Source organism: Enterobacter cloacae complex sp. 2024EL-00711 (assembly GCF_047529885.1).
Lineage (GTDB): Bacteria > Pseudomonadota > Gammaproteobacteria > Enterobacterales > Enterobacteriaceae > Enterobacter > Enterobacter ludwigii.
This window is the reverse complement of the sequence record NZ_JBLIZC010000002.1, coordinates 348,843-361,743: the sequence shown is the minus strand read 5'-3', so window position 1 is coordinate 361,743 and position 12,901 is coordinate 348,843. Positions and strand designations below refer to the sequence as shown.

The following is a 12,901-nucleotide window of genomic DNA, read 5'->3' as shown; positions in this document are numbered from 1 at the left end:
ATAACCATGCACACCCCATCACGCTTATCGGCCCTGCGCCGATGGCTACAGGAAAACAATCTTGATGGCATGATCGTGCCGCGCGCGGATGCCTGGCAGAGTGAGTATTGCGCGCCGTACGATGAAAAGCTGGCCTGGCTGACGGGCTTTGATGGCTCCGCAGGTCTGGCGCTGATACTGAAAAACACAGCCCTGCTGTTTGTCGATGGCCGCTATCAGGTTCAGGCTCGCCTTCAGGTCAATATGGATGAAATTGAAATCCACCATCTGCACAATGAACCGCTGGCCGAATGGCTCACAGCCAACGCCGGGGCCGGCATGCGTATTGGGTTTGAAGCACTGCTGATGACCAATACGGAGTTCGGGCAACTGTCTGCAACACCCTGTGAACTGGTTCCGCTCAGTAAGTCGCCGTTTGATACCTTATGGCACGATCGCCCTGCCGCGCCGGCGGGACGTATTCGAGAAATGCCGGTGGAGGTCAGTGGCGAAAGCAGCCTCGCCAAACGCCAGCGCGTTGCCGCCGTGCTGGCCGCACACGATGCCGATTATCTGGCCGTGACTCTGCCGGATAACATCGCCTGGCTGTTGAACGTGCGTGGCGCCGACATTCCATCCAGTCCTGTTCCCCTCTCCTTTGCCCTTCTTGACCGTGACGGTAGCGTGGAGTGGTTTGTTAACGACAATAAGCTTAGCGAGCTACCCGAGAGCGTGAGAAACGCGTTCAGGATTGCGCCACAGGATGCCTTTATCGAACGCTGTCAGCGCCTGTCACAAGGTAAGCGGGTGATGGTTGATGCCGATTCCGCGCCGGTCGCCCTGCGCTTTGCCATTGAGCCAGAGGGCGAAATAGCCTGGCGAACCGATCCCATCACTCTGATGAAAGCCACTAAAAACCCGGTCGAACTTGCCGGGTACCGCGAGTGTCATCACCAGGACGGTGCTGCCTGGGTAAATTTCCTGGCCTGGCTAAGCCGTGAAGTCCCCCTGCGTGAGGCGGCGGGAAAACCGCTGACGGAGCTGGAAGCGCAGGCGCAGCAGCTTGCGTTCCGTAAACAGCAGCCTGGATTTATTGAGCAAAGTTTTGCCACCATCTCCGCCTCCTCCAGTAATGCGGCGATGTGCCACTATCACTCAAGCGAAGCCAGCAATAAGTCCATCGGTCATCATCATTTTTACCTTAATGATTCCGGCGGTCAGTACCATAACGGCACCACTGACGCCACGCGTACGCTGGCATGGGGTAGCGTGCCGTCACAGCAGAAGTTGCACTACACCGCCGTACTGAGAGGGTTCCTGTCGTTGATAACCTTACAGTTTCCCTCCGGCAGCCAGGGCCATCAGCTTGATGCCTTCGCGCGTCGCCCGTTGTGGGAAATGGGGCTGGATTACGATCACGGGACAGGGCATGGCGTAGGACATCAGTTGCTTATCCATGAGAACCCGCATCGTCTCGCCAAAAAGGTTAACCCGTGGCCCCTGGTGGCCGGCACCATCATGACTATCGAGCCTGGATATTATCTGGCGGACAGCCATGGGATCCGCATTGAAAACCAGGTGGAGATAGTCGAAAGCCGTCCGGGATTCTGCACGTTTTCCTCACTGACGCTGATCCCGATCGACCTGAGCCAGGTCGAGTTACAGCTGTTGAACGAACAGGAAAAACAGTGGCTGGATGAGTATCATCAGCAGGTGCGTGAGGCCCTGTTACCGTTGGTCGACAGCGACGCGCGGCAATGGTTGCTTGAGGCGACGATGCCGGTTGGGGTTAACCACTAGAAATATCAGGTGGATGCCGGGCGGCGGTTTCGCCTGACCCGGCTGTAAGCCCGTCGCATCGGACTTTTTCAGAACGCAGAAAAGCAAAAAGCCTGCTATAAAAGCAGGCTTTTTAAATTTGGCTCCTCTGACTGGACTCGAACCAGTGACATACGGATTAACAGTCCGCCGTTCTACCGACTGAACTACAGAGGAATCGTGTGAACGGGGCGCATATTATCGATGCTCCCCGATGATGTCAAAGGCAGAATGCATATTTCTGACTGTTTGCCGAATTATTCTCCACTTCGCGCATTTGTCAGGCATTCTGTTGATTCTGTGGTCGTTGGTTCCTGTTTTATTCGCGGGTATTTCCAGAGCCAGCGCCCACTGACCATACGCCAGTAGAACAACGCCCCACGCACCGCCCAGTCAAGGAACATCCCCAGCCAGACGCCGACTACCCCCATGCCAAGCATGACCCCGAGCGTGTAACCCACCACCACGCGGCAACCCCACATGCCGAGCATCGACACCCACATCGCGAAGCGTGCATCGCGTGCCCCTTTCAGCCCGGCAGGCAGAACCCATGAAGCCGCCCAGATGGGCATAAAGGCCGCATTCAGCCAGATCAAGATCTTAACGACCTCTTTGACATCATCTTCGTGGGTATAAAAAGAGGCCATAAGCCCGGCAAAGGGGGCGCTTCCCCAGGCGATCAGCGTCAGGCCAATGGTTGACAGCCAGAAGACGTGCCGCAACTGCCGTTCCGCCTGCCCTATCTGCCCTTTCCCCAGCCGTTTACCGGTGATGATGGTCGACGCCGAACCGAGGGCGTTGCCCGGCAGGTTTATCAGGGAGGCGATGGAGAAGGCAATAAAGTTACCGGCGATAACGTCGGTCCCCATCCCGGCGACAAACATTTGCGTCAGCAGCTTGCCCCCATTAAACAACACGGATTCAATACTGGCGGGAATACCAATTCCCATCACTTCCCAGATAATGGCGAAGTTAAAGGGGCGGAAATAGCTCTTCAGCGTAAGGCGCAGTGACGGCGTGATCCCCGCCATCAGCACCCCGAGAATGGCAGCAGCACCGATATAACGTGAAATCGTTAACCCCAGCCCGGCCCCCACGAACCCGAACCCGTCCCAGGAGAAGACGCCGTAGATCAGCACGCTGCTAATAATGATATTCAGGATGTTCATCCCGCCGTTTATCAGCAACGGAATTTTGGTGTTGCCCGCCCCGCGCAGCGCGCCGCTGCCAATCAGCGCGATGGCTGCAGCCGGATAACTCAGGACCGTCATTTCCAGGTAGGTCAGCGCCAGGTCTTTAACTTCATTTGTGGCCTCACCGGCGACAAAATCGATAATTTCCCTGCCGAAATAGTGGATCACCGCCGCCAGCACGATCGAGAAAATGGTCATGATCATCAGCGACTGTCGGGCAGCCTCGCGCGCACGTTTAGGATCGAGCTTACCGAGGCTAAAGGCGACGACAACCGTCGTCCCGAGGTCAATGGCGGCAAAAAAAGAAATAACCACCATGTTAAAGCTGTCCGCCAGCCCGACACCGGCCATCGCCTCTTTACCCAGCCAGCTGACCAGGAAGGTACTCAGCACCCCCATCAACAGAACGCAGGTATTTTCCAGGAAAATAGGCACGGCAAGGGGGGTGATTTCACGCCAGAACAGAACACGATAGCTTTTACGCTTTGCATACCATGGCGTGCGCATAATCGCCTGGCGTAGGGGGGCAGTGACGTTCAAAATGGACCTTAACGAGAAAGTTGAAACTCCATTTCAAATGATGGGGGAGAAATGCTAAACCTGCAAAGTATTTTCCATAAAAAGATGTGTGGATTTACAACAAACTGTCGACAGAATCATCAATCGATCGCTAATCGCTAAGATCAGGTTTGACAAAACTTTTTTCGCCGCTAAGATAAGCCTCCACAACGATTCCTCTGTAGTTCAGTCGGTAGAACGGCGGACTGTTAATCCGTATGTCACTGGTTCGAGTCCAGTCAGAGGAGCCAAATTTAAAAAGCCTGCTTTTATAGCAGGCTTTTTGCTTTGCTGGTGAGGGAAAATGAACGCTCTGTTTGTCTACGGCACGCTACGCCCGGGTCACGCGAATGCACATATTCTTGAAAACATCGGTGGCGAATGGCAGGCCGGTTTTGTCACCGGGACGTTTTACGAACGTGGCTGGGGCGCGGCGGCAGATTTTCCGGGGATAGTGCTGCACCCGGACGGCCCACGCGTGGAGGGCTTTCTGTTTATCTCTGATAGCCTGAGTGCACACTGGCCAATGCTGGACGAATTTGAAGACGGCTACGATCGGGTTGAGGTCAATGTGACCACGCCGGATGGAAAACAGGTCAACGCCTGGATTTATCAGCTACAGCCGCGTACTGCGTAATAAAAAAGGCTCTCTGTCACCAGAGAGCCTTTTTTGTATTCATCGGCGATTACTCGCTTTTGGCTTCACCGTTTTTGATTTCGCCCATTACTTTCAGTTTCTTGGAGATATCACGGCGTTCTTTAGACAGCTCAGCGTTTTTGATGATGTAGTCATCAACGCGGTCTTCGTAGTCACTCTTCATGCTGGCGATGATGCCCTGAATAGCCTCAACGCTCATGCCTGGCTTGATGTAGTCGCTCAGGTTATCGAGCAGCAGGACACGTTTCTGGTTGTCACGGATCTTCTTCTCAACGTCCTGGATTTCACGCTGCAGTTTGTTTTTGCGGCGGAACAGGCGGACGAATTCCAGAACATCCTGGAACGAAGGCTTGGTAGTTTCCATTTTTACACCCCTGATAATGTGAGATTCGGATTCGTTAAAGCAACCGTTGTAACAATAACCTTACTGACAGCGGCTGCGAATGACAATGAGTATATCGTTTAAAGCTATCATAACCCCAATTGATGCTGAATCGAAGCAGCAGGCGTCACATATGGAGATAGCTGCTCTTTATTTGCGCAGCGCCCGGCAAATGAGATGCGACAGTAGCTCCAGCTGCCGCGCCAGTTCCATGCTCAGCCAGACATAACCATGAATAGGCGTTTCCGCGACGTTATCGCTCTGACGCTCATTCATTAACTGCTTCAGCTCCGCAACGATCTCATTCAGACGTTCACTGTTCGCCAGGATGGGCTGCGGGTTACCTTCATAAAGCGCGTGGGCGATGGTGAGCAGCGTTTGCTGCGTCATCTGCTGCGTCTCTTTTAAGGTATGGGCGTTGAGCATTAAAAGGTGGCTGGGACGAGAAGCCCAGTGCGCGTTGATTTGCAGCTCAAGCATGCATACCAGATTGCGGCTTACCGTCTGTATGGCTTCAAAAATGGATTTCTGGATATGGGTTTCTTTGCTGGCCGGAGTAATCAGCCCGCGCATCCTGACCACATCGTTGAGGATCGTTTGCAGGTGTTTTTCCAGCCGGGGGCGCTCAACCAGGTTAGGGGAAAATCCGGCCTGATAGACACGGTTAAACGCGGTGACATAGTTAGCCATCTGAATACGCCAGTGCAGAAAAGCACGCTGTGGCCAGATGCCGGTAAAGAGCATAGCCAGCAGTGAGCCGAGGATCACGTCCCCGCTTCGCCACAGGGCGGTCGTCATATCCCCCGCCGGTGCACCGACCACCACCGACAGCGTGATACCAATCAGCAGCGCCTGATAGGGCCTTTTGCCTAATGCCAGCCAGCCGCAAAGGAACATCGCGACACCGCACCAGATCAACATAACCGGAAACGAGATAAGCTCAAGCTTCAGCGCGATAAGCCCCAGGGCAGAGCCTAAAACGGTACCGCCAATGCGCTCGAAGGCGCGTGGAACAACGTTCCCCCAGAACGAAATAGGCCCCATCACGACCACCAGCGTGATAAGCGGCCATGTTCCCTCAGGAACATCCAGCAAACGAACCAGCACAAACGTCAACACAAAGGCCAGCGCGATACGGCACCCATGTACCACGCGGTAGTGTTTGTACAGACGAATTTCAAAAGGGGTTAATGATTTGTCGGGACGCACACCCGCTCTCCAGCTACACGGCAAATCACAATTGTACTGTGTTTTCAGCCGGGCGGATCACACCCGGCTGAAAAACCCTGTAATAACCAGGCTTAACCGGCTTTGTGCTCTACACCAATATACATTTCGATGTCCCAGTAACCGTCCGCGTTACCATCATTAAGGTAGCGCTCGAAGCAGGGTTTAGGGGCCATCTGGTAGCTGTTGTCCTGCAAGAGGGAATTAAAGAACTGGTTCCAAGGGGTCGCGAAGTCATGGTTTTCAACGCGTGCCGTCGCCACCGCATACCCTCCAGCGGCGATTTCCGTCATCATGACGCCTTCGCTGTTTTCAGGAATGACAAAATCGTCCGGGACCGTTACGGCCGTGTCACAGCGCAATTTTTCTGCCGGGACCTCGTCCGGATTATCGTAATAAACCGCAACCCACTCCAGCGGCTGAATGTGACGTCCATCCACCCACATGACTAACTGTTCGAAGCCCTGTTTTACCGTTTTGTCCCACGGCCCGACCAGATGAAAGCCGGCGATTTTACGTTTCTGTTGCTGCTTGATGCTGTAGTCCATGCTGCCTCCTTTTATTACTGTATATTTATACACTATAAAGCAGGTTTTAACTGTTCAGCAAACGAGGAGTGTTTATTATGTGAGCAGACTCGCAACCGCGCCAGTCTGCTCATGTGCTTTAACGCAGGCCGTTACAGCGTGTGATGCAGATAATCGCTCAGACGGGAGAAGAGGCCGCCTTTATTCACCGCTTCGAGCGTCACCAGAGGCCAGTGCGCCACGACTTTGTCACGGTCGTAAAGCTGGATCTCCCCTACCCGCTGATGAGCCGCAATCGGCGCTTCCAGCTCTTTTTTATCCAGCACGTACTTGGCTTTGATGTTAGGAACTTCTGTTTTTGGCAAGGCCAGCCAGAAATCCTGGTCGGTGCCCAGCTCCACCTGCTCTTTATCGCCGTACCAGATACGCTCTGTTCCCACTTTTTTGCCGTTATGCAGGATCTGCACCGTATCAAAGTTCTGCTGCCCCCAGTGCAGCAGCTTCCGGGCCTGTTCCTCACGCCCTTTCGGGCTGTCAGCACCCATCACCACCGCGATTAAACGACGCTGACCGTCAACCGCTGACGCAATCAGGTTAAAGCCCGCTCCCGACGTGTGCCCCGTTTTCAGGCCATCAACGTTCATGGTTTTATCCCACAGCAGGCCGTTACGGTTTTGCTGGGTGATCCCGTTCCAGGTAAGGCTCTTTTCGCTGTACATGTGGTAGAACTCTGGCTCGCCGTGAATGATAGCCCGGGAGAGCACGGCCAGGTCATAGGCAGAGCTGTGCTGGCCCGGCGCGTCCAGACCGTGGACGGTTTCAAAGTGGGTATCGCGCAGGTTCAGCTTTTGTACATAGTCGTTCATCATCTTCACAAACTGCGGCTGACCACCCGCTACGTGATCCGCCAGCGCCACGCAGGCGTCGTTACCGGAATCCACAATCAGACCACGGCTCAGGTCGCGCACCGAGACGCGATCGCCCTCTTTCAGGAACATCAGCGACGATCCTTCAAACACCGGGTTCACTTTTGCCCACGCGTCGCGGCCAACGGTAACGATGTCATCCGGGGTAATGCGGTGGCTGTCGATGGCCCGATCGACAACGTAGCCCGTCATCAGCTTGGTCAGGCTCGCCGGATTACGTTGTTGATGTTCGTTGCCCGCCGTTAAGATCTGACCAGTCGTGTAATCCATTAGCACCCAGGAGCCCGCCTGAATGGCCGGAGGCTGCGGCGAAAAATCCAGCGGATCGGCCGCGAAGGCAGAAGAGACACTCGAAGCGAGTAAAGAAACAGCAATAAACAGACGGCGTTTCAACGGTATATCCTCAGGTCATTAAAAATCGATGACCTTTTTACGGGAGTTCTGTTGTCGTTACCTGGCTTAATTGCAAAAAAATGTGACAGAAAGCAGATTTTACGCTGAAGCGGCCTCGCAAATTTGCACGGTGATGGCGCTTTTTATTCGGACTGACCTGCACGATCGTTTACCATAGAGACGTCATTTTTTAACAGGATGGTATTACTGGTGTCTGATTCAGCCGCGCGCCCTACATTTTTGTTCCACGACTACGAAACCTTTGGCACCCACCCGGCGCTGGACAGACCGGCACAGTTTGCGGCCATCCGTACCGACGACGAATTCAACATCATTGGCGAGCCTGAGGTCTTTTACTGTAAGCCGGCCGATGACTACCTGCCCCAGCCCGGCGCGGTAATGGTCACCGGGATCACCCCACAGGAAGCCCGGGACAAAGGCGTGAACGAGGCCGCATTCGCCCGGCGCATTCACGACCTCTTCACCGTCCCGAATACCTGCGTGGTCGGTTACAACAACATCCGTTTCGATGACGAAGTGACGCGCAATATCTTCTACCGCAACTTCTACGATCCTTATGCCTGGAGCTGGCAGAACCGCAACTCGCGCTGGGATTTGCTCGACATTATGCGTGCCTGCTATGCGCTGCGCCCGGAAGGCATCAACTGGCCTGAGAATGATGAAGGGCTGCCGAGCTTCAGACTGGAACACCTGACGCGCGCAAACGGTATTGAGCACAGCAATGCCCACGATGCGATGGCCGATGTCTACGCCACCATTGCTATGGCAAAGCTGGTGAAAACCGCTCAGCCACGGCTGTTTGACTATCTGCTGAGCCACCGCAGCAAGCAGAAACTCACCACGCTGATTGATGTGCCGCAGATGAAACCGCTGGTACATATCTCCGGTATGTTTGGCGCCTGGCGCGGCAATACCAGTTGGGTCGCACCGCTGGCCTGGCACCCTGATAACCGTAATGCCGTGATTATGGTGGATTTAGCCGGTGATATTACACCGCTGCTCGATCTCGACAGCGATACGCTGCGCGAACGGCTCTATACCCCGAAAGATGAACTCGGCGATCTGCCCGCGGTGCCGGTCAAACTGGTCCATATCAATAAATGTCCGGTCCTGGCCCAGGCCAATACTCTGCGCGCAGAGGATGCCGACAGGCTGGGGATTAACCGTCAGCGTTGCCTGGATAACCTCAAGGTGCTGCGTGAAAACCCGCAGGTGCGTGAGAAAGCGGTGGCGATCTTTGCCGAAGCCGAACCCTTTGTTCCGTCAGACAACGTCGATGCGCAGCTGTACAACGGCTTTTTCAGCGACGCAGACCGTGCGGCAATGAATATTGTTCTGCAAACCGAACCGCGTAACTTACCCGCGCTGGATATTACCTTCGCGGACGCACGTATCGAAAAACTGATGTTTAATTATCGCGCGCGCAACTATCCTGGCACACTGGATGAAACCGAACAGGCGCGCTGGCTTCAGCATCGTCGTCATGTGTTTACACCGGAGTTTCTGCAGAGCTACGCGCAGGAGCTGGAGATGCTGTATAGCCAGTATGAAGGAAATGCTGAAAAGCAGGCGCTGTTAAAAGCGCTGTATCAGTATGCGCAGGAAATCGTCTGACAGATTTTGGGCGAAAAAAAACCGGAGGCGATGGTCTCCGGTTTTTTTTTTACTTAGTTCTTACGCAACGTCTTCGTACTGAGGAACCGGGTTACGGAAGCTCTTCGTGACGCACGCCAGGTAAACCAGGCCGATACCCGCCCAAATCAGGCCAAGCACCATGGAACTCTCTTCCAGGTTAACCCACAGCGCACCCACGGTCAGCGCACCACACATCGGCAGGAACAGATACTGGAAGTGGTCTTTCAGCGTTTTATTACGCTTTTCACGGATCCAGAACTGAGAAATAACCGACAGGTTAACAAAGGTGAACGCCACCAGCGCACCGAAGTTAATCAGCGCAGTTGCCATCACCAGGTCAAAGTTAATCGCCAGCAGAGCAATAGCGCCGACCAGGATGATGTTCATCGCCGGCGTACGCCAGGTTGGGTGAACGTAGCCGAAGAAGCTTTTCGGGAATACGCCGTCACGACCCATTACATACATCAGACGTGCAACGCCTGCGTGCGCGGCCATGCCGGATGCCAGTACCGTGATGGTGGAGAAGATCAACGCGCCAACCTGGAACGCTTTACCCGCCACGTAGAGCATAATTTCTGGCTGAGAGGCATCCGGATCCTTAAAGCGAGAGATATCCGGGAAGTACAGCTGCAGGAAGTAGGTCGCAAAGATAAAGATCAGACCACCAATCAGCGCCGTCAGGAAGATAGCACGCGGGATAACACGCTCTGCGTCCTTGGTCTCTTCAGACAGGTTGCTGATGCCGTCAAAACCGGTAAAGGAGAAGCACAGAATAGTTGCCCCAGTAATCATTGGGATCACATGCGCATCACCAGACCAGAAAGGCTTGCTGCTCGCCAGGGTACCTGCACCTTCACCGTGGAAGACACCAAAGATAACCATGCCCAGAATCACGGCAATCAGGATGACCTGAAGCACAACAATAACGGAGTTAAAGTTCGCAACGGACTTGATGCTGCGCAGGTTGAACGCCGTCATAAAGGCCACCAGCGCCACGACGAACATCCACGAAGGGATCGACGGCACCAGTGCTTCAAAATAAATTTTAGCCAGCAGAATGTTGATCATCGGCGCGAACAGATAGTCGAGCAGCGAAGACCAGCCCACCATAAAGCCAACGGTCGGGCTGATGGATTTCTGGGCATAGGTGTAGGCAGAACCGGCAGACGGATAGCGACGAACCAGTTTACCGTAGCTCAGCGCGGTAAAGAGGATCGCAATCAGCGCGAAGGCGTAAGCCGTCGGCACATGACCGTCTGTGAGGCCTGATACGATACCGAATGTATCGAACAGCGTCATTGGTTGCATATAGGCAAGGCCCATCATAACAACCGGAACTAACGTAAGGGTTTTACGTAATTCCACGCGAGAGGTGTTTGGAGTTGCGTTATGCGACATAGTTATTCTCCTTTACGGTGATAACCGCCACGTAAGCGAAAAATTGCCCCATTTCTGTATTCCTCAGCGACAACAACTGTCGGATTTTAGTAAATATCTATCCGGTACGAAGCCCGGCCTCTTGGTTTTTAGTTTCGTTTCATACGTGCAAAAAAAAATAACCGACGCCTTTTATATCGTCGATTATTCATTTGGTTGCAGCGGCGCATTTTGCCCCACATCGGATACAAAAGGCAATACTTTGCAACGCCCGGGGCGATTTTCTTTTTTCTAACTGGCTGATTTCTCGACGCTGCTTTGCGAGTAAACGGCAGCAATAGCACTATTTGCTAAAATTTCGTCCCGCCACCACGCGCTTGCCAGCCCCGCAGTTTGTTCATTCCAGCCGACCCACACCGATTCATTGCTGCTTTGTGCAAGCACCTGTTTTTCAACAAGCGCACCGCTGTCTAAAAACCGCTGTGCCAGATAGCGGGGTAAATAGCCGCACCCCAGGCCACTGATTTGCAGCTCCAGCTTGGTTTTATAGTCGAACACCGTGATCGCCTCCTGCTCATCAAGCAACTGCGTGGAGGCCGCACAATCGGGACGCGAGCTGTCACCGACCACAATGGCGCGGTAGCCTTTAATCGTGCGCCGGTTAAGGGGTTCCGGCTCCTGCGCGAGCGGATGGTGTGGCGCGACGGCGAAAACCTGCTCCAGCACACCCAGCCGGGCGAAACCGAAATCACTTAACTGGGGCGGTTCATGCAGCGCACCGACAAAAATATCGGCCCTGCCCTGAGTTAAGGCATCCCATGAATCGCCCAGCACGCCATTAATGAAGATTAACCGGGTTACGCTGTGGTGCTGATAGAACGCCTCAATCAGCGGCGTCAGAAGAGAAAACGGAAAAGTATCATCAACGCCGATGACCAATTCGTTCTCCCAACCCTGGTGCAGTTTGACGGCCTGTTTTTCCAGTTCGCGAACGGTATGCAGGACGTCGCGCCCCTTCTCCAGCAGCATCTGCCCGGTACGGGTAAAACGGGCGCGGTGACCAGAGCGATCGAGGATCTGGATATTAAGATCGCTTTCCAGTTTATGAACGGTATAGCTCAGCGCCGACGGGGTTTTGAAGAGCTTTGCCGAAGCAGCGGCAAAGCTCCCCTCTTTTTCCAGTGCATCCAGAATAATAAGAACATCCAGCAGCGGTTTCATGTTCGCCCCCTTCCGGTGTGCGATCGTTTCCGCTGAGAAACTTATTCCATCGGCATCACCAGCGGATCGGGATATTGATACTCAAACCCCAGTTCATGACAAATGCGATTGCCATCAACAATTTTGCCTTTACTTTCGTCCTTTGCTTCACCAAAAACAGGCGGAACCAGACCCAGCTGGCGTGCCATCAGCGGGTAAAACGTGCTACGCGCTGGATGAGAAGGCGCACATATATTATAGATGTGCCCACCTTTTGGAGCCTGTAAGAGTAGTTCTATTGCGGCAATTACGTCATCAAGATGCACAAGATTGACGCCATGTTGTCCGTCTGGCGCGGATTTTCCCGCGAAGAAGCGCCCTGGATGCCGTCCGGGGCCAACCAGACCTGCCAGCCGTACGATATCGACCTGGGTGCCGGGAAGATGATGCAGCCAGTCTTCCAGCTCTTTCAGCACTTTACCGCTCGCGGTAACGGGATGACGCTCAGAGGTCTCTTTCACCACGCCGTCAACATCGCCGTAGACCGAGGTTGAGCTGGTAAAAATAATGCGTGGGATGTGATGCGCCAGCGCGCTGTCGACAATCTCCTGCATCGCCTGCAGATAAAATGATTCGCCCGGGCCACTGCGCCGTGCCGGTAACGTAATCACCAGCGCATCAACGTTCATCAGCGTGTCCAGATCGTCAGCATCACACACCAGTTCGGGTTCCAGACGCAGCTCGACGCCGTCAATACCGCACATACGCGCCGCTTCAACCCCATCCGCCGTGGTTTTGCTTCCGGTCACCTGCCAGCCTTTTGCGGCCAATGACATCGCCAGCGGCATTCCCAGCCAACCTAAACCGACAATCGCGACCTTTTTCATGCGAATTCTCCTGACTTTTACTCGTCTTTCTTAAGGCTACGCCAGCCCGACAGAACACACAATTCATAGCGTCAATATGAAATGAATTAATGATCAAAAAAAGCCCTTGCAATGAGTCAT

General features: G+C 54.0%; 12 protein-coding genes and 2 tRNA genes. 4 read left to right on the top strand and 10 right to left on the bottom strand.

Annotated elements, in window-relative coordinates:
• The first annotated feature begins 6 nt into the window (after window positions 1–6).
• Complete coding sequence (locus ACMVME_RS08055) at window positions 7–1,779, top strand: aminopeptidase P family protein (protein WP_063858301.1); 1,773 nt, start codon at window positions 7–9, stop codon at window positions 1,777–1,779.
• Between the two features lie 119 nt (window positions 1,780–1,898).
• Here ACMVME_RS08055 and ACMVME_RS08050 read toward each other — a convergent pair.
• Together ACMVME_RS08050 and emmdR are read right to left on the bottom strand one after the other, a co-directional pair.
• Window positions 1,899–1,974, bottom strand: a tRNA-Asn gene (locus ACMVME_RS08050).
• Window positions 1,975–2,054: 80 nt separating this feature from the next.
• Entirely contained in the window at window positions 2,055–3,530 is a 1,476-nt protein-coding gene (gene emmdR / locus ACMVME_RS08045) for a multidrug efflux MATE transporter EmmdR (RefSeq protein WP_074439213.1), read from the bottom strand.
• 193 nt (window positions 3,531–3,723) lie between these two features.
• Here emmdR and ACMVME_RS08040 point away from each other — a divergent pair.
• A tRNA-Asn gene (locus tag ACMVME_RS08040) sits at window positions 3,724–3,799 on the top strand.
• 53 nt (window positions 3,800–3,852) lie between these two features.
• Window positions 3,853–4,185, top strand: coding sequence for a gamma-glutamylcyclotransferase family protein (locus ACMVME_RS08035; RefSeq protein WP_032680657.1), 333 nt, complete (start codon window positions 3,853–3,855; stop codon window positions 4,183–4,185).
• A 49-nt stretch (window positions 4,186–4,234) separates the two neighbouring features.
• Here the strand turns inward: ACMVME_RS08035 and ACMVME_RS08030 are convergent, their stop codons facing one another.
• From ACMVME_RS08030 to dacD, 4 genes are all read right to left on the bottom strand, one after another.
• Window positions 4,235–4,570, bottom strand: coding sequence for a DUF496 family protein (locus ACMVME_RS08030; protein WP_008499467.1), 336 nt, complete (start codon window positions 4,568–4,570; stop codon window positions 4,235–4,237).
• A gap of 168 nt (window positions 4,571–4,738) precedes the next feature.
• Entirely contained in the window at window positions 4,739–5,797 is a 1,059-nt protein-coding gene (locus ACMVME_RS08025) for an FUSC family protein (RefSeq protein ID WP_032678500.1), read from the bottom strand.
• Between the two features lie 92 nt (window positions 5,798–5,889).
• Window positions 5,890–6,363: a DNA gyrase inhibitor SbmC gene (gene sbmC, locus ACMVME_RS08020; protein WP_068794777.1), complete on the bottom strand. Its 474-nt coding sequence runs from the start codon at window positions 6,361–6,363 to the stop codon at window positions 5,890–5,892.
• Window positions 6,364–6,494: 131 nt separating this feature from the next.
• Window positions 6,495–7,661 carry a serine-type D-Ala-D-Ala carboxypeptidase DacD gene (gene dacD, locus ACMVME_RS08015; RefSeq protein WP_068794778.1) on the bottom strand — a complete coding sequence of 389 codons (1,167 nt, stop codon included), beginning with the start codon at window positions 7,659–7,661 and terminating at the stop codon, window positions 6,495–6,497.
• Window positions 7,662–7,859: 198 nt separating this feature from the next.
• Between dacD and sbcB the strand changes: the two genes are divergently transcribed.
• A complete protein-coding gene (sbcB, locus tag ACMVME_RS08010; protein ID WP_369797549.1) occupies window positions 7,860–9,296 on the top strand; it encodes an exodeoxyribonuclease I in 1,437 nt (478 codons plus the stop codon).
• 60 nt (window positions 9,297–9,356) lie between these two features.
• Here sbcB and plaP read toward each other — a convergent pair whose 3' ends face one another.
• The 4 genes from plaP to ACMVME_RS07990 form a co-directional block, all read right to left on the bottom strand.
• Window positions 9,357–10,715, bottom strand: a complete 1,359-nt coding sequence (plaP, locus tag ACMVME_RS08005) for a putrescine/proton symporter PlaP (RefSeq protein ID WP_014170786.1) — start codon at window positions 10,713–10,715, stop codon at window positions 9,357–9,359.
• Window positions 10,705–10,767, bottom strand: coding sequence for a membrane protein YoeI (gene yoeI, locus ACMVME_RS08000; RefSeq protein WP_099458931.1), 63 nt, complete (start codon window positions 10,765–10,767; stop codon window positions 10,705–10,707). Before yoeI ends, plaP begins: the two co-directional genes overlap by 11 nt.
• Window positions 10,768–10,985: 218 nt before the next feature.
• Window positions 10,986–11,915: a LysR substrate-binding domain-containing protein gene (locus tag ACMVME_RS07995; RefSeq protein WP_014170787.1), complete on the bottom strand. Its 930-nt coding sequence runs from the start codon at window positions 11,913–11,915 to the stop codon at window positions 10,986–10,988.
• Window positions 11,916–11,956: 41 nt separating this feature from the next.
• The gene (locus ACMVME_RS07990) at window positions 11,957–12,781 is read right to left on the bottom strand and encodes an SDR family oxidoreductase (RefSeq protein ID WP_063215330.1); all 825 of its coding nucleotides are present in this window, start codon (window positions 12,779–12,781) and stop codon (window positions 11,957–11,959) included.
• Window positions 12,782–12,901 lie beyond the last annotated feature (120 nt).